The sequence below is a fragment of the Streptomyces sp. NPDC110618 genome (assembly GCF_055657065.1).
In genome coordinates this window covers 150,346-171,207 of record NZ_JBVKBN010000009.1, presented here as the reverse complement: position 1 = coordinate 171,207, position 20,862 = coordinate 150,346, and the positions used below count along the sequence as shown (strand labels likewise).

Below are 20,862 nucleotides of genomic sequence, written 5' to 3'. Positions count from 1 at the left end.
CTACCCCTGCTGCTGGAGGAGCCGGTCGCAGGCCTTGACAGCGTTGTCAAGGGCTTCCTTCGGACTTTCCTTGCCTTGCAGCGCCTTGGCGACCTCGTTGCGCAGCTCGGTCTTCATCTGCTCGCTGAACAGCACCGGCGTGTAATTGACCGCGTTCTTCAGCGACTTGGCGGCGGCGACCCGGACCCGGGTCTCGTCGGTGCCGTCCTCCTTCGTGAAGTACGGGTCGTCCAGGGAGCCGGCGGTGCTGGGGAAGATGGCGACCTTCTTGGCGAAGGACATCTGGCGCTCGGCGTCGGTGACGTAGTGCGCGAAGGCGATGGCGGCGGGCTTGCGCTTGGTCTGCGCATTGACCATCACGCCCATGACGTACATGTTCACGTGCCCGGTACTGGTGATCTGGTCGGTGATGCCGATGTTCTTGTACAGGTTCGGCGCCTGCTTCTTGAAGTTGCCGAGGTCGAGGGCGCTGCCGGGGTTCATGGCGACGGCCTCGGTGAGGAACTTCTTGCCCGAGGACTCCGGGGTCGCGGTGAGCGCCTGCGGGTCGAGGGCCTTGGCGTCGTACAACTCCTTGTACTTGGTGAGGAGTTCGACGCCCTTGGGGTCGTTGAAGGCGAAGCCCGTGCCCTCCTCGTTCATCAGCGGGACGCCGTAGCGGCCGAAGTCCTCGATGGTGGGGACGTTGGCGAGGGTGGCGACCTTGCCGTCGGTCTTCTCGGCGACGGTGAGGGCGTCCTCGAAGAGTTCGTCGTACGTGGTCGGCGGCCGGTCGGCGGGCAGTCCGGCCTTCTTGAAGAGGGACTTGTTGTAGAACAGCGGCCCGGTGTTCAGATACCAGGGGAAGGCATACGTGCCGCTCATGCCCGGTATCCGATGGCTGGCCCAGGCGCCCTCCAGGTACTCCTTCTTGTACTGCCCGGCGTCCTTGTCGAGGTCGAGGGCGAGGCCCGCCTTGGCGAGCGGGGCGACCAGGTCGGGTGAGACGTTGACGACGTCGGGGAGGGTGCCGCCGGCCGCGTCCGCACTGATCTTGTCGGCGTAGCCCTCGGCGGGCTGGTCGACCCATTTCACGTGGGTACCGGGGTATTTCTTCTCGAAGTCGGCGATCAGCCCTTCGAAGTAGTCCTTGAAGTTCGCCCGGAGATTCCAGGTCTGGAAGGTGATGTCGCCCTCGATCTTTCCGGAGGCGTCGGACGAGCCGCCGTCGTCCCCGGAACCGCACGCGCTGAGCGGCAGGACAACGCAGACAGCCAGGGCGGCAGCGAGCTTTCTTCGGGAAACGGGCACGGTGAACCGGCCTCCTTGAGGGGGGAGTTGGTCGACGACGTCCGACCCTGCACGCCTTGGCGCGGGCCCGTCAATGCCTCTCGCGCCGCTAATTTCATTAGTGACTAATACGCATTAGGTTGACACTGCTGAACCGCATTAGTGCACACTGGTGGCCGAAATGTGTCGGAGGAATGGGGAGCAGCGTGACAGGCAGGCGGTCACCGGCCCGGCGGCCCACGATGAAGGACATCGCACGGCATGCCGGGGTCTCGCAGAGCGCGGTGTCGTTCGCGCTGAACGGCCGGGCCGGGGTCTCGGAGGAGACCCGCGAGCGGGTGCGCCGGGTGGCCGAGGAGCTGGGCTGGCGGCCCAGCACGGCGGCGCGGGCGCTGTCCGGGGAGGGCGCGGCGACCGTCGGCTTCGTGCTGGCCCGCCCCGCGGACACCCTCGGTGTGGACTCCTTCTTCCTCCAACTCGTCTCCGGCATCCAGGAGGTGCTGGCCGAGCGTCATCTGGGGCTGCTGTTCCAGGTGGTGGAGGACATCACCGACGAGTGCGCGGTCTACCGGCGCTGGTGGGCCGAGCACCGGGTGGACGGGGTGCTGGTGGTCGACCCGCGCACCGACGACCCCCGCCCCGATCTGCTGGACGAACTGGGCCTGCCCGCGGTGGTGATCGGCGGCGCGCCCGAGGAGCGGCATCCGGGCCTGTCGACGGTGTGGGCGGACGACGCGGGCGCGATGGCGTCGGTCGTGGACGGGCTGTACGCCCTCGGCCACCGGCGGATCGTGCACATCGCGGGGCTCGCGGGCCTCGCGCACACCGAGCGCCGTGTCCGCACGCTCGCCGCCGAGGCCCGGCGCCGGGGTCTCACCGAGGTGCGGTCGGTGACCACGGACTACTCCGACGCCGAGGGCGCCGCGGTGACCCGGCGGGTCCTCGGCGGCTCCGCTCCCCCGACCGCGCTGATCTACGACAACGACGTGATGGCCCTGGCCGGCGTCGCCGCCGCGAGCGAGCTGGGCTTCTCGGTACCGTCCGATGTCTCGGTGGTGGCCTGGGAGGACTCGGCGCTGTGCCGCATGGTCAAGCCCTGGCTGTCGGCCCTGTCCCGGGACAGCGTGGAGTTCGGCCGCACGGCGGCCCGCGAACTGACGGCCCTGCTGGACGGGGGCCCGGCGCGGACCGTACGGGTGCCGGTGCCGCGCCTGATCGAGCGGGACAGCACGGGGGCGGCGCGCTGAGCGGGTGACCGGGAGGACAATGACGGCATGGGGCGGCTACGGGCACTGGCCGGCGTCGCCGCCGGACTGACGCTGCTGCTGACGGCGGCGTGCACCGGCGGCGGGGAGGAACCCGCGCCGCCGCCGAGCCCACGGACGACATCCGCGTCCCCCACGCCCACCCCCACGCCTCCCCACCCGGTGTCGATCCAGGCGCTGATCGAACGCGACCACAGCGGCTCGGGACTCCGGCTCGGCACGGTCCTGGCCCGCACCGCCGCGTACACCTCGTACGCCGTGACGTACGAGAGCGACGGGCTGACCGTCTCGGGCCTCATGAACATCCCGCGCGGCAAGGGCCCCTTCCCGGCGCTGGTGCTGGCGCACGGCTACATCGACCCCGCCGTCTACACCACCGGCCGGGGCCTGGCCCGCGAACAGGACCTCCTGGCCCGCGAGGGATACGTCGTCCTGCACACCGACTACCGCAACCACGCCCGCTCCGACGACGACCCCGGCAACGACCTGCGACTGCGGCTCGGTTACACCTCGGACGTCATCGGCGCGGCCCTGGCCCTGCGCGGCTCGGGCCGCCCGGAGATCGACCCGGACCGCATCGGGCTGCTGGGCCGCTCGATGGGCGGCGGTGTCGTGTACAACACGCTGGTCGTGGCCCCGGGTCTGTTCGACGCGGCCGTCGTCTTCGCCCCGGTCAGCGCCCGCCCGCAGGACAACATCGACCACTTCCAGCGCGGCGAGGACGACCCGCTGGTCGCCGAGATCGACGAGGCGTACGGCACCCCCGAGGAGAACCCGCGGTTCTGGCGGAACGTCTCCCCGCTGACCTTCGTGGACCGCGTCACCGAGCCCCTCCTTATCCACCACGGCACCGCCGACACCACCTGCCCGCTCGCCTGGACCAAGCGCACGGTCGCGGCGTTCGAGGCGGCGGGCAAGGACGTGGAACTGCGCCAGTACCCGGGCGAGGGGCACACGTTCGGGCCGCAGTGGCCGCGGTCGATGGAGGCGACGGTGGCGTTCTTCGAGCGGCATCTGCGCTGAGGGCCGCCTGCTCGCTCTCTCGACGCGGCGCCCTTCGACGGGCAGAGTTCTCTCCGACATACCCGTGAGTAGTCTCTGCCCGCAGCCCCGAAGGAGCCCTTTGTGACCACCTGGGTCGGCCGGACCGCCGTCGAGATCGCAGCCGCTGTCCGGGACAAGCAGGTCACCGCGCGCGAGGTGGTGGCGGAGCATCTGGAGCGAATCGCCCGCCTTGACGGGACGGTCGGCGCCTTCCGGACGGTCCGGCGCGAGGCGGCGCTCGCCGAGGCGGAGGCCCTGGGGGCGCGCGGGGACCTGGACCAACTGCCCCTGGCCGGTGTGCCGGTGGCGGTGAAGGACAATGTCACGGTCGCCGGGGAGTCGATGCGCGTGGGGTCCGTCGCGACCCCTGACGCCCCGGCCGACGAGGACCACGTCACGGTGGCCCGGCTGCGGGCGGCGGGGGCCGTGGTCGTGGGGCTGACCAATGTGCCGGAGTTGTGCGTCTTCGGTACGACCGACGGGGCGCACGGGACCGCCCGCAACCCGTGGGATCCGTCCCGTTCCGCGGGCGGGTCCTCCGGGGGCAGCGCGGCGGCCGTCGCGGCCGGGATGGTGCCGATCGCCCTCGGCAACGACGGTATGGGCTCGCTGCGCATACCCGCCGCCAACTGCGGGCTCGTCACGATCAAGCCCGGCCGGGGGCTGGTTCCGGCCGGAATCGGCGACGGCGACTGGTTCGGCATGTCGGAGAACGGCCCGCTGGCGACGACGGTCGAGGACGCGCGGCTGATGCTGTCGGTGCTGGCCGACGGGGACTTGCCGCCGGGGCGGACCTCGGTGGCGAAGCGGATCGCGGTGTCGTTGCGCAGTCCGATCGCCGGGATCGCGGTGAGCGCGCCGTACCGGGCGGCGGCCCGGGAGACCGCGGGGCTGCTGATCAAGGCGGGGCACCAGGTGCGGCGCGCCGATCCGCCGTATCCGCTGTCGCTGAGCCTCACTTCACTCCAGCACTGGACCGCGGGCACCGCGGTGGACGCCCGGTCCCTGGACCGGCGGCTGCTGGCGCGCCGTACCCGGGTCCACGCGGCGATCGGAACCCGGTTCACCAACCGGGTCCGTACCGGCGACGCCCGGGAGGAACTGCGTCAGCGGCTCACGCCCTTCTTCGAGCAGTACGACATCCTGCTCACGCCCGCGCTGGCGCGCCGCTCCCCCGCCGCCGCCCGGTGGGACGAGCGGGGCTGGCTGCGCAATGTGCTGGCGAACACCACCTACTCGCCGTTCACGCCGCCGTGGAACCTCACCGGCTGGCCCGCCATGGCGGTCCCGGTCGGCGCCCTGCGCTCCGGCGCGCCCTGCGCCGTACAGCTCGTCGGCCGCCCGGGAATGGAGACGGAACTGCTGGATCTGGCGGCCCAGTTGGAAAAGCTGCGGCCCTGGGAGCGAACGGCTCCACTGGAGGGATAGGGCTTCGACCGGGCGGACCACGCCGCCGACCGGCCGCTGGAGATGCTGTGCTGCCGCGCCTGACGCGGGCCCTCACAGGGCTTTGTGCATGATGTGCAGCCCCACCCGTCCGTGCCGGGGATGGTCGAATGCCTCCGGGACGGTGCCGAGGATCGTGAAGCCGAGGGACTTCCAGAGCCCGACGGCCGGGTTCGTCTCGACGACCGCGTTGAAGACCATGGCCCGGAATCCGTGCGCCTTGGCGGCCGTCAGGACGTGGTCGGCGAGCAGGCGGCCGATGCCACGGCGCGCGTGGTCGGGGTCCACCATGAACCCGGCGTTGGCGACATGGGCGGCGGGGCCGCCGTAGTTGGGGGTGACGTAGGCGGAGCCGACGATCGCGCCGGTCTCGTCCTCGACGACGTACACCCGCTTCGGCGGGGACATCCACAGGACCCGGGCGGCCTCTTCGGGGGTGTCCGGGTCCCAGGCGTAGGTCTCGCCGGCCGAGACGATGCGGTGCCAGAAAGGCCAGATCCGCGGCCAGTCGTCGGCCGCGGCTTCTCTGATCAGCATGGGCGCCAGTCTCGCACGCCCATGCGATCGTCACCTGCGCAATAAAATCCGGCGGTGGTTTCAGTCCACGCTGGGCAGGATGTGGGGCTCGGCGAGGTCGTCCTCGTAACCCGCGAGGCGGATCGGGGCGGACCGGGCCCACACGTCCAGGCTGCCGAGTTCTCCGGGCCTGCGGCCCGCGGGTTCCGTACGCTCCTCGGGACGTTCTTCGAGCTTCGTCTTCTCCGGTGTCACCGCGCACTCCTTATGTGTCGGGTCACCCTCGGACCTAACTGCGCCGGAGCCGCTGCGCCCGGTGCCGGAGGCCCATTCGGGTATGAGTCGAAAGGCAGTTCGGTCGCGGTGGCGCCGGCTTCTCGTACGGAGCACGTGGGTGTGGGTGGGACCCCGTGCTTGCTGTCCGTGGGCTACAGAGTAACCAAATGAGCGGGCGCCCGCTCGATGGGGCTGCAAACTCGCGGTTACTGTCTGAAGTCGTCCTGATTTCTCCCCTCTGCCGCACCTCAGGGGCATGCCTGAGGGCGCCTCCTGACGGAAGATCAGGAGGCGCCGCGAAGGGAGTTGGGGGCCGCCGGGCCTACCACTTGCCGGGCGCGTAGTCCTTCAGGAAGACGCCGTACAGGTCCTCGCCGGCCTCGCCGCGTACGACGGGGTCGTAGACCCGGGCCGCGCCGTCGACCAGGTCGAGGGGAGCGTGGAAGCCCTCCTCGGCGAGGCGGAGTTTGTCGTAGTGGGGGCGTTCGTCGGTGATCCAGCCGGTGTCGACCGAGGTCATGAGGATGCCGTCGGTCTGGAACATCTCCTGGGCGCTGGTGCGGGTCACCATGTTCATCGCGGCCTTGGCGGCGTTGGTGTTCGGGTGCCCCGCGCCCTTGTAGCCACGGCCGAACACGCCCTCCATCGCGGAGACGTTGACCACGTACGCGCGGCCGGAGTTCGCCTTGCGGGCCGCCTCGGCCATCACCGGGCGGAGCTTGCTGATGAGGATGAACGGCGCCGTGTAGTTGCACAGCTGGGTCTCCAGCAGCTCCACCGGGGAGATCTGCTCGATGGTCTGCACCCAGGTGTTGGTCTCGACGACGTCCGGGACCAGGCCGCCCGCGTCGATGGCGGTGCCGTCGAGGTGCCGGGCGACGCTGGCGTTGCCCGCGACCAGTGCCAGATCGGCCACCTTCTGGGCGTCCAGCCCGGAGACCCCGACCGGCAGCGCGGCCAGTCCGTCCACCGCGCCGGAGTTGAAGGCGCCGATCACCTGGTGGGCGGGGAGCTCACCGGCCGGCAGCGGGGCGGACTCGCCCTCGACCAGGGCGGCGTAGGCCGACGGCAGCCGCCGTACGGTCTGGGTGGCGTTGTTGATGAGGATGTCGAGCGGGCCCTGCGCGGTCATCCGGTCGGCCAGTTCGACGGCCTGGGCGGGGTCGCGCAGATCGATGCCGACGACCTCCAGGCGGTGGATCCAGTCCGCGGAGTCGTCCATCGCCTTGAAGCGGCGGATGGCGTCCTTGGGGAACCGGGTGGTGATCGTGGTGTGGGCGCCGTCGCGCAGCAGCCGCAGCGCGATGTACATGCCGATCTTGGCGCGGCCCCCGGTGAGCAGCGCGCGCTTGCCGGTGAGGTCGGCGCGGGCGTCCCGCTTGGCCCGGTTCAAGGCGGCGCACTCGGGACAGAGCTGGTGGTAGAAGTAGTCGACCTCGACGTAGCGCGTCTTGCAGGTGTAGCAGGAGCGCGGGCGCTGGAGTATCCCGGCGATCCGGCCCTCCTCGGTGGCGGACCTGGGCAGCAGGCCCTCGGTCTCGTCGTCGATGCGCTGCGCCGAGCCGGTCGCGGTGGCCTCGGTGACCGCCTTGTCGTGCGCGGTCTTGGCGGCGCGGCGCTCCTGGCGGCGGCGCTGCTTGACCGTGCGGTAGATACCGGCGGTGGCCCGGCGCACGGCGATCGCGTCGGGGTGGTCGAGCTCCAGCTTGTCGAGCTCCTCCAGCACGCTGAGGCAGACCGCCAGGCGTTCGGGGTCGATGCCGGGGCCGTACACGACCTCTTCCGTGGTCGCCGAGCCGTCCTCTGTCACCGTCATCGCCGCTGCCGTTCCCTGCCGTCACGTGCGGCCCCGCGGCCGCGTCCACTTTCGAACGCGGAATTCTACGGAGCGCCGGGCGCCACTGCCAAAATCCCTGCCGGTCAAGGGGCGGGGGTGGTGACGGGCGTCTCTGCCGAGGGGGTGGGGGTGGCGTGGTCCTACCGGTGGGGTCACGGGTGCCGGCCGCCCCGGCGGCCACGCGAAAAGAGGCGGCTCCGGTCCTGCGACGGGCCGCGGTGGAGACCGCAGCTCCGGTCCGTCGGCGGGCCGCGGCGCAGGCTGTCGCGCAAGCACGGACAGGGCAGAGCCGCGTCCCACTACCGCCGGCGGGCCGACGACCGCGCAGCCCGGGCCACCGGGACCGAGCCCGGGAAGGGGCCACAGGCCCCGACCGTGTCCCGCAGCCGTCGAAGATCCGCCACCGGGGGGCGCCCGTCCGAGGAACAAGGCCGCGTCCGCCATCACGGTGCGGCACGTGCCGCCGCACTGGGGACGGACGGCCAGGGACCGGCCGCAGGAGGACGGGGTCATGAGGTCGCAGGGCATCGCCTGCGCCCCAAGGGGCGCGCCCCCGGTCAACCTCGGGGTCGACGGCCGCGTCCGTCGTCCGTGCCAGGTCTCCACGAGCACCGGCTCACACGCGCCGGACGTCTGCTACCCGGGCTCGATACGCCCCGCGCAGGTACCCCGCTCAGGGGTCGCAGACCCCGAGCAGCGTCTCCGCCTCCGTCGAGAACGCCGTGGCCAGGACATCCAGGTCCGGTACCGCCTCCCCGTCCGCCACCAGGCCGAAGTGGACGGCGCCTCGGTATGTGGAGACCGCGACGGCCAGGGACTGGCCGGGGGCCAGGGGGGCGTACGGGAAGACCGCCGTCACCGGGTTGCCGCCGAGCTTCAGGCCGAGGCTGGGCAGGGGGACGCTGGTGACCAGGATGTCGAACCAGAGGCGGGCGGCCTGGCTGACCAGGGGGCCGCCGAGGCGGTGGCCGAGGGGCGGGACGTGGTCGGCGAGGAGGGCGACGGCGCCCGCGCCCCGGTCGGGCCCGGCGTCCTTGTTGCGGTTCATGGCCGTACGGACGGCCGCCAGGCGGCGCACGGGGTCCGGGTCGTGGACGGGCAGCCGTACGAGGTACCCGGAGAGCCGGTTGCCCGGGGGCTGCGCGGTGCGCGGGCGGCGCTTGGAGACCGGGATGAGCGCGCGCGGTGTCACGCCCTCGCTGCCGTCCCCGCGTTCGTCGAGCCAGCGGCGCAGGGCGCCGGCGACGATCGCGATCAGTACGTCGTTGACGGTGCCGCCGAAGGCCTTGCGCACCCGGTGCACGTCGTCGAGGTCGAGGACGACCCCGGCGGTGCGGCGGGTGCCGGTGCCCTCGGAGGTGAACGCGGTGGTGGGGTTCGGGGCCAGCGTGGTGCCTAGGGTCGACAGGGCGACGGAGGTGCCGATGTCGAGGGCCCGGCCCACGTCGGACAGGGCGCCGCGGACCAGTCCGGGCAGTTTGCGTACGTCCGGCAGCAGGCCGCGCGCGGGCTCGGCGGGCCGGGGCCGGCGCTCGGGCAGGTCCATCGGGTCGAGGATCGCCGCGGCGAGGGTCAGCGCGCGCAGCCCGTCGGCCAGGGCGTGGTGGAACTTGAAGAGCACGGCGAAGGACATCCCGTCCTCGCCGGGCAGCACATGCGCCTCCCAGGGCGGGCGGCCCCGCTCCAGCGGGCGTTCCATGAGGCGTCCGGCGACGGCCTGGAAGTCGTCGGTGGGGGCGTGCAGCCGTACGTGCTGGAGGGGGTCGAAGTCGGGCACGGCCTCACGGGCGGCGGCGCCGAAGGCGAGCGGCTGCCATACGTCGCGGATGCGCATCCGCAGTCCGGGGACCGCCGCGGCGCGGGCCGCGAGCAGGTCGGCGGCGTGCGCTCCGGCCGTGGGCGAGTGCGCGGAGAAGACGCCGAGGGCGCCCAGGTGCATCGGGTGCCGTTCGGACTCGATGTTCCAGAACGCCAGGTCGAGAGGGGCGAGCAGGTCGGAAGTCAAGGGCTTGCCTCGCGTCGACTACGGGTGGAGCAGCAGTCAATCGCTCACGAGTGATTACGGTCAAGTACGATCAAGCTACGCACAGTTAACAGCAGATTAAAGTCCGATTCCTTACCCGATACCGACACCTCTGCCGTCACACAAGCAACACAGGCCCCACCGAGCACATGGTCAGGACACCCGCTGACCCTTCCCGAGTGCGATGACCCCGCCCTTGGAGACCGTGTACAGCTCGGCGTCCCGCTCCGGGTTGACGCCGATCGTCGCACCCGGCGGCACCTCCACGTTCTTGTCCAGCACCGCCCCGCGCACCACCGCGCCCCGGCCGATGTGGACGTTGTCGTGCAGCACCGAGCCCTGCACCACCGCTCCGGGGTCGACCACCACACCGGGCGAGAGCACGGACCGGGTGACCTGGCCGCGGATCAGACACCCCGCGCTGATGATCGACTCCCCCGCGATGCCGCCCGCGTTGAACCGGGCCGGGGAGAGCTGGCCGGAGTGGGTGTAGATCGGCCACTGCCGGTTGTAGAGGTTGAACGCCGGCCGCTCGGCGATCAGGTCCATGTGGGCGTCGTAGTACGCGTCCAGGGTGCCCACATCGCGCCAGTACCCCCGGTCCCGGGCCGTCTCGCCGGGCACGTGGTTGGCGCTGAAGTCGTACAGCTGGGCCTCGCCCCGGTCGGTGAGCTGGGGCAGGATCGAGCCGCCCATGTCGTGCACGGAGTTCTCGTCCTCGGCGTCCCGCTGCAGCGCCTCGATGAGGGCCTTCGTGGTGAAGATGTAGTTGCCCATCGAGGCGAACACGCACTCCGGGTCGGCCGGCAGGCCGGGCGGGTCGGCGGGCTTCTCCAGGAACCGCTCCACGGTCTGTCCGTCGGAGCCGGGCGTGATCACGCCGAACGCCGAGGACTCCGCGCGCGGCACGCGTATCCCGGCCACGGTCACCCCGGCACCGGACTCGATGTGCTGGGCGAGCATCTGGCGCGGGTCCATGCGGTACACGTGGTCGGCGCCGAACACCGCGACGTACTCGGGGCGTTCGTCGTGGATCAGGTTCAGGGACTGCAGGATCGCGTCCGCGCTGCCCAGGTACCAGCGCGGGCCGAGACGCTGCTGGGCCGGGACCGGGGTGACGTAGTTCCCCAGCAGGCTGGACATCCGCCAGGTGGTGGTGATGTGCCGGTCCAGCGAGTGCGACTTGTACTGCGTGAGCACGCAGATGCGCAGGATGTCGCCGTTGACGAGGTTGGACAGCACGAAGTCGACGAGACGGTAGGTGCCGCCGAAGGTGACCGCGGGTTTCGCACGGTCAGCTGTCAGGGGCATCAGACGCTTGCCCTCGCCCCCCGCCAGCACGATTCCGAGAACCGAAGGTCCGCCTCGCCGCATGGCCGCTCCCCTCTCCCAGGATGATCCATCCCTGCCCCCGCGCCGGGCCCCCTACGCCTGTTCGAGGATCTCCGCGTAGAGGTTCGCCGTGCGCCGGGCCACGGCGTCCCAGCCGAACTCGCCCACCGCGCGCTCCCGTCCGGCCTCACCCATCGCCCGAGAGCCCTCCGGGTCGCCGATGACCGCGTCCAGGGCGCGCGCGAGGGAGTCCTCGAAGTCGTCGTCCACCGGCACCAGCAGCCCCGTCTTGCCGTCCTCCACGACCTCCGGGATGCCGCCGACGCGGGAGGCCACGACGGGAGTTCCGCAGGCCATCGCCTCCAGGTTGACGATCCCGAGCGGTTCGTACACCGACGGGCAGACGAACGCGGCGGCGTGGGTGAGGAGTTGGATCACCTCGGGGCGCGGCAGCATCTGCGGGATCCAGTGCACGCCCGCGCGGACCCGGCTCAGCTCCTCGTACAGCTCGCGGAACTCCCGGTCGATCTCGGGGGTGTCCGGCGCGCCCGCGCACAGGACGACCTGGGCGGCGGGGTCGATGTCCCGTACCGCGCGCAGCAGATGGGGCACGCCCTTCTGGCGGGTGATGCGGCCGACGAACAGGACGTAGGGGCGGGAGCGGTCCAGGCCGATCCGCTCCAGGACGTCCGTGCCGCGGTCGGGGCGGTAGATGCCGGTGTCGATGCCGTTGTGCACCACCCGCACCCGCGCCGGGTCCAGTGCGGGGTAGCAGGCGAGGATGTCCTCGCGCATGGCGGCGGAGACCGCGATCACCGCGTCCGCGGACTCGATCGCGGTGCGCTCGGCCCAGCTCGACAGGGCGTATCCGCCGCCGAGTTGCTCCGCCTTCCAGGGGCGCAGGGGTTCCAGGGAGTGGGCGGTCATCACGTGCGGGACGCCGTGCAGCAGCTTGGCCAGGTGGCCGCCGAGGTTGGCGTACCAGGTGTGGGAGTGGACGAGGTCGGCGCCCTCCAGTGCGGCGGTCATCGCCAGGTCCACGGAGAAGGTGCGCAGCGCGTCGTTGGCGGTGTCCAGGGCGGGCCAGGGGCGGTGGCGTACGACGCCGTCGGCGCGGCCCTCACCCCAGCAGTGCACCTCCAGGTCGACCAGGGACCGCAACTCCCGGGCCAGGAACTCCACATGCACACCGGCGCCGCCGTAGACATCCGGCGGGAACTCCCGGGTCAGCAGTCCCACTCGCACCCGCAACCCCCTGTCTCGGCCGGAGCACCCATGGTCACCCAGATGCGGCGCGCGGGGAAGAGCCCGGGGGTCTGGTGAAGCAGCAGTCCCCGCACACACCTCCGCCCGGCACCCGGTAGTAGAGGCAGCAGCTGCGCCGCCGCAGGTTCGCGTCCAGGGCGCCCGCGAGCCGGGGATGCGAGAGGAGCCCGGACGTCAGCTCCCGGGTGCGTACGGCGTCGTCGGTACGGCCCTGCTCCCGCGCCCACCGGTGGAGCTGCCGCGCGGCCCCGGCCAGGGCGGAGGCGGCGTTGCCCCACAGCAGCCCCTCGGCGACCCGGTACCGCTCGCGCACCAGTGCCGTGAGCGGTGCGAGGTGCGCGATCAGTACGGCGTCCACCAGGTCGTCCGTCGACGGGCGCACCTCGGTCAGCCACAGGTCGTCGGGGGCGCCGGCGTCGGGGTCCCAGCGCAGCAGCTCCGGGGAGAGGGCGGGGAGGGTGCCGTAGCGGACGGCGCAGCCGAGCGCCACCGACCACAGCCGGGCGGCGAGCCCCTGCTGGGCCACGGACGCCGCGATCCGCAACTCGGGGGCGTTCAGGGACGAGGCCACCTTCCGGACACGGAAAGTCATAGAATTCTCGTAAACATCCGATGATGTCCGGTCGTAGGTTTCGGCCAGTGTCGGCAGCGGGTCGGCGGGCGCTCCGGTGGCACGTAGGAGGAAGAAGCCGCCGAGCGGGCGGAGCGCGGTGAGTTCGGGGTCGAGGTCCACGAAAGGCAGTAGTACCAACTCAGGTCGTACCGGCCTCGGGGGGTGCCACCCACCCTGGGGAGGACGGAGGGCGATTTGTACTCCATCGGCAGTAGGAGGCATTGACTGCTCAGGGACGACGACGGGAAGAACTTTTGACGGCATCGTGTTGGCTATGGAAGCCGACCGATCGCCGCGCGGGACGAAGAGCCCTCGCCTCACGCAGAGGAGCAGCTCATGAGTGCCCTCGCGTTGTCCGTGCTGCTGTCGCTCGTCTCCGCCGTCGCCTACGCGGGCGGAGCGATCGTGCAGGAGCACGTCGCGGTGTCCTCGGCCGCGCGGCAGTACGCGCCGCTGCGCCGGCCGACCTGGTGGGCGGCCGTGGCGCTGAACGGCCTCGGCGGTCTGCTGCACGTGGCCGCCCTGGCCTACGGACCGCTGAGCCTGGTCCAGCCGCTGGGCGCTCTCACCATCGTCTTCGCGCTGCCGATGGCGGCCCTGTTCGTCGGCCGCAAGGCCGGGGCGACCGCCTGGCGCGGCGCCATCATGGCGACGGTGGGCCTCGCGGGCCTGCTCTCCCTGGTCGGCGCCGCCGAGTCGCAGTCCCTCGGCACCGCCGAGCGCACGGGGGTGGCCCTGGTCACCGCGGGCGCCGTGGTCACGCTGATGATCGCGGGGCGGGCGGCGCACCGGCACCCGGTGGTGCGCAGTGTGCTGCTGGCGACGGCGTCCGGTATCGCCTTCGGTATGTCCTCGGTCTTCACCAAGCTCGTCGCCGTCGACTGGACCGGCGGGGTGACCGCGGGCGACCTGCCCTCGCTGGCCACCATCGGTGTCTTCGCCACGGCCGGTCTGCTGCTGTCGCAGGCCGCCTACCGGGGCGCCGGACTCGCCGCGCCGCTGGCGGTGCTGACGGTCGTGAACCCGGTGATCGCCGCAGCGGTCGGCATCACGATGTTCGGGGAAACCTTCCGCTACGGCACCACCGGCACGGCGCTCGCGCTGAGCTGCGGTGTGGTCGCGGCGGGCGGCCTGATCCTGCTGACCACGGAGCGCATCGCCCGCACGGAGCGCGCCGAGCCCGCGCAGGCGGAACTCCCCGTGGCGCCGGTCCCGGCCGAGGAGCTGCGGATCGTGCTCCCGGAGCAGCCGGAGGCCGCGCGGATCGTGCTCCCGGAGCAGCCGCCGGACCTGGTCCCGGCCGCGATTCCCGCCGCGTTCACCGCCGGGCGGGACAGCAGGGACGACGAAATCCCGTCGTATCTGTACGGGCCGTGCTACGGCGGCCCGTACGTGCCGATGCCGGTACTCGACCGGCACCGGACACGGGTCAAATCCTGACGCCGCCCGCCCTCAGGTAGGCGACCGGGTCGATGTCCGAGCCGAAACCGGGCCCCGTCCGCACTTCGAAGTGCAGATGCGGGCCCGTACTGTTGCCCGTCGAGCCGGAGCGGCCGATCCGCTGGCCCACGCCGACCTGCTGGCCGCTCTTCACGGAGATCGCGGACAGATGGGCGTACTGGCTGTAGCGGCCGTCCGTGTGCCGGACGACCACCTGGTAGCCGAAGGAGCCCTCCCAGCCCGCGCTGACCACCTGGCCCGCGGCGACGGAGCGCACGGAGGTGCCGGTGGGGACGGGGAAGTCGACGCCCGTGTGGTAGCCCTTCGACCAGGCGGAACCGGCCTTGTGGTACGGCGTGCCGGTGGGCGCGCCGACCGGCGGGACCATGCTCTGCGACGACTTCTGTGACGACTTCTGTACGGTCTTCTCGGCCTTGTCGGTCTTGTCCGGCGCCTTCTTCTTCGGTGTGGGTTTGGTGGCCGTCGAGGACGTCTTCGTGGCGGACTTGCCGTTCAGGGCGAGCCGTTGGCCGGGCAGGATCAGGTCCGGATCCGCACCGACGGTCCTGCGGTTGGCCTCGTACAGCCGCTGCCAGCCGCCGCGGACGTCGTGCTCCTCGGCGATCGTGGAGAGGGTGTCGCCCTGGACGACCGTGTACATCTCGGCCCGCCCGGCGCGGGACTGGGGTGTGGTCTGCGGCTGTACGTCCGGCGTGGAGGTCTTCAGCTCCGGTGACTCCCCGCCCCGGGTGAGCCCGGCCCGTACCGAACAGACCGGCCAGGCGCCGGGTCCCTGTCCGTCGAGGACCTTCTCCGCCACGGCGATCTGCTGTTCCTTGGTGGCCAGATCGGCGCGTGGCGCGTACCGGGTGCCGCCGTACTCCTCCCAGGTGGACTGGGTGAACTGGAGGCCGCCGTAGTAGCCGTTGCCGGTGTTGATGCTCCAGTTGTCGGTCGACTCGCACGCGGCGACCTTCTCCCAGGTCTCCACGTCCGCCGCCTGCGCGCTGCCGGTGCCGATGAGCGGGAGGGCCATTCCGGCGCCGCCCGCCGTGACGGTGAGCGAGGCGCGGTTGATCCTGTTCGGCTGATACCGGCGGTGCCGGCCGCGTACGGCCATATCGGTGCCCCCTCGACATGGGTCGGAAGGGCCAAAAGTAAGCGCCGGTAACAGGCCATGACAAGACGGCAATCGGTCGTGCTGTGGCTCAAGGGGCAAGGTGGGAAACCGGGTTGGGAAACGACTGAGGCAGGTCGGCCCTTCTGTCCGTATCAGCCTGCGAAACATCGAGCCACCCGGGAGTGCGGCCGGAGTACCGGCACGTCAAGATGGTCACTGCGGCAATACTGGCGGCCACGATGACCGGCACCACCGATACCGGATATATAGGAGCCAACCGAATGAGCAACTCAGCCCAGATCGGCGTCACGGGACTCGCGGTCATGGGCCGCAATCTCGCCCGCAACTTCGCCCGCAACGGCTACACGGTGGCGGTGCACAACCGGACGCCCGCGCGCACCCACGCGCTGGTGGCGGAGTTCGGTGACGAGGGCGCGTTCATCGCGGCCGAGACCGCCAAGGACTTCGTGGCGGCGCTGGAGCGGCCCCGCCGCCTGGTCGTCATGGTGAAGGCGGGCGAGCCCACCGACGCGGTGATCCAGGAGTTCGCCCCGCTGCTGGAGCCCGGCGACATGATCATCGACGGTGGCAACGCGCACTTCGCCGACACCCGCCGCCGCGAGCGCGAACTGCGCGAGCAGGGCATCCACTTCGTCGGCATGGGCGTCTCCGGCGGCGAGGAGGGCGCGCTCAACGGGCCGAGCATCATGCCCGGCGGCCCGAAGGAGTCGTACGACTCGCTCGGCCCGATGCTGGAGAAGATCTCGGCGAAGGCGAAGGACGGTTCGCCCTGTGTGACCCATGTCGGCCCGGACGGCGCCGGTCACTTCGTGAAGATGGTGCACAACGGCATCGAGTACGCCGACATGCAGCTCATCGGTGAGGCGTACCAGCTGCTGCGAGAGGTCGCGGGCTACTCCCCCGCGCAGATCGCGGAGATCTTCCGCACCTGGAACCAGGGGCGGCTGGACTCCTACCTGATCGAGATCACCGCCGAGGTGCTGGCGCACGTGGACGCCGCGACCGGCAAGCCGTTCGTGGACGTGGTCGTCGACCAGGCCGAGCAGAAGGGCACGGGGCGCTGGACCGTGCAGATCGCCCTCGACCTCGGTGTCCCGGTCTCCGGCATCGCCGAGGCCGTGTTCGCCCGCTCCCTGTCCGGCCACGCGGGCCTGCGTGAGGCCTCCCGGCACCTGGCCGGCCCGAAGGCGTCCGCCCTGAGCGAGTCGGAGGCGGCGGCCTTCGCGGACCGTGTCGAGCAGGCGCTGTACGCCTCCAAGATCGTCTCCTACACGCAGGGCTTCCACGAGATCGACGCGGCGCGCGCAGAGTACGACTGGGACATCGACCTCGGCGCGGTCTCCGCGATCTGGCGGGGCGGCTGCATCATCCGGGCGGCGTTCCTCGACCGCATCCGCGCGGCGTACGACACCCGTGCCGACCTGCCGAGCCTGCTGTCGGACGAGACCTTCGCCGCGGAGATCGCCGCCGCGCAGGACGACTGGCGTGAGGTGATCGTGGCGGCGACCCGGCAGGGCGTGCCGACGCCGGGCTTCTCCGCGGCTCTCGCCTACTACGACGCGCTGCGCGCCGAACGGTTGCCCGCAGCGCTGACACAGGGCCAGCGGGACTTCTTCGGTGCGCACACCTACCGGAGGGTGGACCGGGAGGGGTCGTTCCACACGCTGTGGGGCGGGGACCGGTCCGAGGTGACCGGATGAGTTCCTAAGTGAGCGGTGGGCCCGGTTCCGGATTCGGTACCGGTTCCGGGCCCGGGGGGATCGGGGACGGGTTCGGGTCCGGCACCGGTTGCGGGCCGGGCGGCGGCCCTGGAGGCGTCGGCGCCGGGGGCGGTTCCGGAGTCGGAGACGGCTCCGGCGTGGGAGGCGGGCCCGGGGTGGGGTCCGGGTGGACCGGATCCGGGTACGGGTTGGTCATCGTGTCCTCCAGCCAGTGACGAGGAACGGCTCTTTGGACTACTGCCCCGCGTACCCCGGCTCGGGCGTCCCTTCACCCGCCTGGACGGCAGCGTCAGAAACGGCCGGGGTGGTCGCGCAGCCACTGCTTGGCGGCGCGCAGGAGTGCCGGATCGGCGGCGGGAGCCTCGTCGGGGTGCCGTTCGGCCCACTTCACGACGTACGGGCACAGCGGGGCGACGACCGTCTGCTCGCGCTCGGCGAGGGCGTACAGCTCACGGGCGAGGGAACCGGCGATGCCCTTTCCCTCGTGGGCGGGCTCCACGATGGTGTGGACGGGGACCAGGGCGGGCCCGGGGCTGTCGAGGACGAAGTACTCGATCCGGCCGACGACTTCGTCGCCACTGACCGCCTCCAGGCAGCCCGCCGCCCGGTCGTCACGGATCTCGATCTCGCCCATGGGCTCACTCCTGGTCCTGGTCCCGTACGGCTCCCGTCAGACGGACACGGCCTGCGGGCTGCGCTCCTGGTCCGACCCCGGCACCGGCTCGGAGGCGTCGGCACCGAGCGCCACGATCCGGTTGTCGCCGTCCACATGCACGACCCGCGGCTTGAGCGCCCGCGCCTCGGCGTCGGTGACCTGAGCGTAGCTGATGATGATCACCAGGTCGCCGGGGTGCACGAGGTGCGCGGCGGCACCGTTGATCCCGATGACTCCCGAGCCGCGCTCGCCCTCGATGACGTAGGTCTCCAGCCGGGCGCCGTTGGTGATGTCGACGATGTGCACGAGCTCACCGGGGAGCAGATCGGCGGCGTCGAGCAGGTCCGCGTCGATGGTCACCGATCCCACGTAGTGCAGGTCGGCCTGGGTGACGGTGGCGCGGTGGATCTTGGACTTGAACATGGTTCGCAGCATGTTGGTCTCCCGGAAGGCGGCTCCCTGCCTGCTTTGTACAGGTCAAGGGCGGTCTCGACTGTACACCGGGATACGCCGGTCAAGGATTGTGAGGAACATCGCTCCGCTCGGGCGAGACGGCTTCACGCCTGGGCTTTCACGCCGCGCCAACGGCCTGTTCGGGAAACCTCCCGGAACAGCCCGGCGACGCATGCCGACCGGATGCTGACTTACCTGATGAGCCATCAAAGATGCGGGGAGCTCTGCACACGAACGACGTGCGTCCACCCACCGACCTGTCGTGCACCGACATCGCTCTGCTTCGTGGAACACGGTCCCTTTGGCCATCCAGCTCCCGCAGGCGCTCGGGCAGCCGACTGCGGTAGCGGTCCCGCAGCACCTCGGCGCGGGCGGCGGTGATCGCCGTGTCCATGCGTCCAGTATCGCTGCTGGGAGGCGGCGGCATGGCGGATACGGGGGTTCCCCTGTCGTACGTACTTGGGAGGAACATCGCTCCGATCAGGCACGCCTTGGCAACGGCCACGCGCACACGGAGAGATTTCGTGTCAGCGGGCCGGTCATCACCTGATCGAAGCAACCTATAGACATACAAGGCGCCGAAGTCCTATTTGTCTGGATACGGTGGTCGCGAATCATGATCAGCGTCCTGCCGGGCCGACATCCGGCGGACCCACGTCCCTCGCATAGTCCCCCGCGAGTACTGGGCCGGGAGCATGCCGGACGGAGAGAAGGTGCTGGTATGCCGGTCAACGTCACCTATCCGGGTGTCTACATCGACGAGGTCAAGAGTTCCGTCAGAACGATCACGGGGGTTCCGACCTCGGTTGCCGCGTTCGTCGGCTACGCGCCGCGCGGTCCCATGGACCGGCCGGTGCACATCACCGGCTGGGCCGACTACGAGGCCAACTTCGGTGGCCTTCAGGCGAACTGCCCCATGAGCTACGCGGTGTACCAGTTCTATCTGAACGGCGGCAGCGAGGCCGAGATCGTCCGGATCGTGAAGAACGGCGAGGAGGTCGTCGAGCTGCCACTCGGGGCTGCCACGTCAGCGCGGCAGTCGGCCCGACCGCCGTCCCCGCCCGCGGAGGGCGGCGAGGCGGAGGAATCCTCCTCTGCCGGAGGGGACGACGCGGCCACCGACGGGCAGAGCCGCGGACGGGGCGGCTCGGGCGGTAGCGGCAGGCGTGCTTCCGGTCGCGGGGGCGGGAGTCCCGCCGCGGTGCCGCTCCTCGTCGCCGCCTCGCCGGGGCGATGGGCGCGGAAGCTTCGCGCCCGCGTCGACTACGACACGTCCGAGTACGAACCGTCCGAACTGAAGAACAAGCCCAACCCCCCGCGAAAGCTGTTCAACCTGACGGTGCGCGACATGGCGACCGGTGCCGAGGAGCGGTACCTCAACGTCAGCGTCAAGCCGGGCAGCCCGCGCGGCCTCGCGCAACTCCTAAAGTCCTCCCAACTCGTCCGCCTCGCCCCCGGCACCTCCCTCGACACGGTGCCGGAGGACAACGAAGTTCCGAAGGACGGGGCCGATCCTTTCACGGCCCCGTCGCCGGAGACGGAGGACGGGGGGCTGCTCTACTACGAGCCGGCAAACGCCCACGCGAACGTCGCCGCCACGGACGCACTTCCGCCGGACCTCCCGGCCTACATCGGCGGGGCAGCGGAGAAGTCCGGCCTGTATCAACTGCTGAAGACAGACATCTTCAACATCCTCTGCCTGCCCGACGCCCACTGGCTCGACGATCAGAACGCGGGTGCGGCCAAGTCCCTGCGGGACGAAGCCCTCCAGCTGTGCCTGCAACGACGGGCCGTCCTCCTGGTCGACCCGCCTCCGGCCTGGACAAGCCCACAATCGAGCGGCAATTCGAACGCCGGTGTTGTGGACGCCGTCCTCAATGCCGCGGCAGAGGTCGAAGCGGCCGATGGCGGAAAGAACGCCGCGGTCTACTACCCCCGCGTCCTCGCGCCCGACCCTCTGCTCAGCGGGGCCGTCCGGCCCTTTCCGCCCTGCGGGGTGATGGCCGGTGTCCTGGCCCGCACCGATGTCCAGCGGGGCGTGTGGAAGGCCCCGGCCGGGACGGACGCCTCGTTGAGCGGGGTCAGCGACCTCGAAGTACCGCTGACCGATCTGGAGATCGGACGCCTCAACCCGGTCGGCATCAACTGCCTGCGGCGGCTGCCTGCGGCGGGCCCGGTCGCCTGGGGGGCGCGCACGCTGCGCGGGGCCGACCGGCTCGCCGACGAATGGAAGTACCTGCCGGTCCGCCGTCTGGCCCTCTTCATCGAGGAAAGCCTGTTCCGCGGCACGCAGTGGGTGGTGTTCGAACCGAACGACGAACCGCTGTGGGCGTCGATCCGGCTCAACGTCGGCGCGTTCATGAACTCGCTGTTCCGCGCCGGCGCGTTCCAGGGCCGCACTCCCCAGGAGGCCTACCTGGTCAAGTGCGACAAGGACACCAACCCGCAGAACGACATCGATCGCGGAGTCGTGAACATCCACGTCGGCTTCGCCCCGCTCAAACCGGCGGAGTTCGTGATCGTCCACATTCAGCAACTCGCCGGGCAGATCCAGGTCTAGGAGGA

General features: G+C 71.1%; 17 protein-coding genes. 6 read left to right on the top strand and 11 right to left on the bottom strand.

Annotation, left to right across the window (positions count from 1 at the left end):
* Positions 1 to 1,290, bottom strand: coding sequence for an ABC transporter substrate-binding protein (locus tag ACZ7L7_RS17955; protein WP_472076432.1), 1,290 nt, complete (start codon positions 1,288 to 1,290; stop codon positions 1 to 3).
* A 221-nt stretch (positions 1,291 to 1,511) separates the two neighbouring features.
* Here ACZ7L7_RS17955 and ACZ7L7_RS17950 point away from each other — a divergent pair, with 221 nt between their 5' ends.
* The 3 genes from ACZ7L7_RS17950 (at position 1,512) to ACZ7L7_RS17940 (ending at position 5,006) form a co-directional block, all read left to right on the top strand.
* Positions 1,512 to 2,516: a LacI family DNA-binding transcriptional regulator gene (locus ACZ7L7_RS17950; protein ID WP_453604136.1), complete on the top strand. Its 1,005-nt coding sequence runs from the start codon at positions 1,512 to 1,514 to the stop codon at positions 2,514 to 2,516.
* A 27-nt stretch (positions 2,517 to 2,543) separates the two neighbouring features.
* A complete protein-coding gene (locus tag ACZ7L7_RS17945; protein WP_285511832.1) occupies positions 2,544 to 3,557 on the top strand; it encodes an alpha/beta hydrolase family protein in 1,014 nt (337 codons plus the stop codon).
* A 102-nt stretch (positions 3,558 to 3,659) separates the two neighbouring features.
* A complete protein-coding gene (locus ACZ7L7_RS17940; RefSeq protein ID WP_453604100.1) occupies positions 3,660 to 5,006 on the top strand; it encodes an amidase in 1,347 nt (448 codons plus the stop codon).
* Between the two features lie 72 nt (positions 5,007 to 5,078).
* Here ACZ7L7_RS17940 and ACZ7L7_RS17935 read toward each other — a convergent pair whose 3' ends face one another.
* The 7 genes from ACZ7L7_RS17935 to ACZ7L7_RS17905 form a co-directional block, all read right to left on the bottom strand.
* Positions 5,079 to 5,561, bottom strand: coding sequence for a GNAT family N-acetyltransferase (locus tag ACZ7L7_RS17935; protein ID WP_285511830.1), 483 nt, complete (start codon positions 5,559 to 5,561; stop codon positions 5,079 to 5,081).
* A 60-nt stretch (positions 5,562 to 5,621) separates the two neighbouring features.
* Entirely contained in the window at positions 5,622 to 5,795 is a 174-nt protein-coding gene (locus tag ACZ7L7_RS17930) for a hypothetical protein (RefSeq protein ID WP_107406485.1), read from the bottom strand.
* A gap of 343 nt (positions 5,796 to 6,138) precedes the next feature.
* A complete protein-coding gene (locus ACZ7L7_RS17925) occupies positions 6,139 to 7,632 on the bottom strand; it encodes an SDR family NAD(P)-dependent oxidoreductase (protein WP_471428802.1) in 1,494 nt (497 codons plus the stop codon).
* Positions 7,633 to 8,326: 694 nt separating this feature from the next.
* Positions 8,327 to 9,658, bottom strand: a complete 1,332-nt coding sequence (locus ACZ7L7_RS17920; RefSeq protein ID WP_453604095.1) for a wax ester/triacylglycerol synthase family O-acyltransferase — start codon at positions 9,656 to 9,658, stop codon at positions 8,327 to 8,329.
* A 171-nt stretch (positions 9,659 to 9,829) separates the two neighbouring features.
* On the bottom strand, positions 9,830 to 11,050 hold the full coding sequence (gene glgC, locus ACZ7L7_RS17915) for a glucose-1-phosphate adenylyltransferase (protein ID WP_285511827.1): 1,221 nt from the start codon (positions 11,048 to 11,050) through the stop codon (positions 9,830 to 9,832).
* 51 nt (positions 11,051 to 11,101) lie between these two features.
* Positions 11,102 to 12,253, bottom strand: a complete 1,152-nt coding sequence (gene glgA / locus ACZ7L7_RS17910; RefSeq protein ID WP_285511826.1) for a glycogen synthase — start codon at positions 12,251 to 12,253, stop codon at positions 11,102 to 11,104.
* Positions 12,254 to 12,287: 34 nt separating this feature from the next.
* Positions 12,288 to 13,025 (bottom strand): (2Fe-2S)-binding protein, encoded by a 738-nt coding sequence (locus tag ACZ7L7_RS17905; RefSeq protein WP_285511825.1) that lies wholly within the window; start codon positions 13,023 to 13,025, stop codon positions 12,288 to 12,290.
* 198 nt (positions 13,026 to 13,223) lie between these two features.
* On the opposite strand from ACZ7L7_RS17905, the gene ACZ7L7_RS17900 reads away from it, so the two are divergent.
* On the top strand, positions 13,224 to 14,327 hold the full coding sequence (locus tag ACZ7L7_RS17900; RefSeq protein ID WP_471428797.1) for a DMT family transporter: 1,104 nt from the start codon (positions 13,224 to 13,226) through the stop codon (positions 14,325 to 14,327).
* Here the strand turns inward: ACZ7L7_RS17900 and ACZ7L7_RS17895 are convergent.
* Positions 14,317 to 15,447: a transglycosylase family protein gene (locus ACZ7L7_RS17895; RefSeq protein ID WP_285511823.1), complete on the bottom strand. Its 1,131-nt coding sequence runs from the start codon at positions 15,445 to 15,447 to the stop codon at positions 14,317 to 14,319. The genes ACZ7L7_RS17900 and ACZ7L7_RS17895 overlap by 11 nt on opposite strands.
* Before the next feature lie 281 nt (positions 15,448 to 15,728).
* Between ACZ7L7_RS17895 and gndA the strand changes: the two genes are divergently transcribed.
* Complete coding sequence (gene gndA / locus ACZ7L7_RS17890; RefSeq protein WP_285511822.1) at positions 15,729 to 17,168, top strand: NADP-dependent phosphogluconate dehydrogenase; 1,440 nt, start codon at positions 15,729 to 15,731, stop codon at positions 17,166 to 17,168.
* A gap of 310 nt (positions 17,169 to 17,478) precedes the next feature.
* On the opposite strand, the gene ACZ7L7_RS17885 is transcribed toward gndA, so the two are convergent.
* Both ACZ7L7_RS17885 and panD read right to left on the bottom strand, forming a co-directional pair.
* A complete protein-coding gene (locus ACZ7L7_RS17885) occupies positions 17,479 to 17,823 on the bottom strand; it encodes a GNAT family N-acetyltransferase (protein WP_471428795.1) in 345 nt (114 codons plus the stop codon).
* Between the two features lie 36 nt (positions 17,824 to 17,859).
* Complete coding sequence (panD, locus tag ACZ7L7_RS17880; protein WP_285431098.1) at positions 17,860 to 18,279, bottom strand: aspartate 1-decarboxylase; 420 nt, start codon at positions 18,277 to 18,279, stop codon at positions 17,860 to 17,862.
* A gap of 739 nt (positions 18,280 to 19,018) precedes the next feature.
* On the opposite strand from panD, the gene ACZ7L7_RS17875 reads away from it, so the two are divergent.
* Positions 19,019 to 20,857, top strand: coding sequence for a phage tail sheath family protein (locus tag ACZ7L7_RS17875; protein ID WP_453604082.1), 1,839 nt, complete (start codon positions 19,019 to 19,021; stop codon positions 20,855 to 20,857).
* The last annotated feature ends 5 nt before the right edge of the window (positions 20,858 to 20,862 follow it).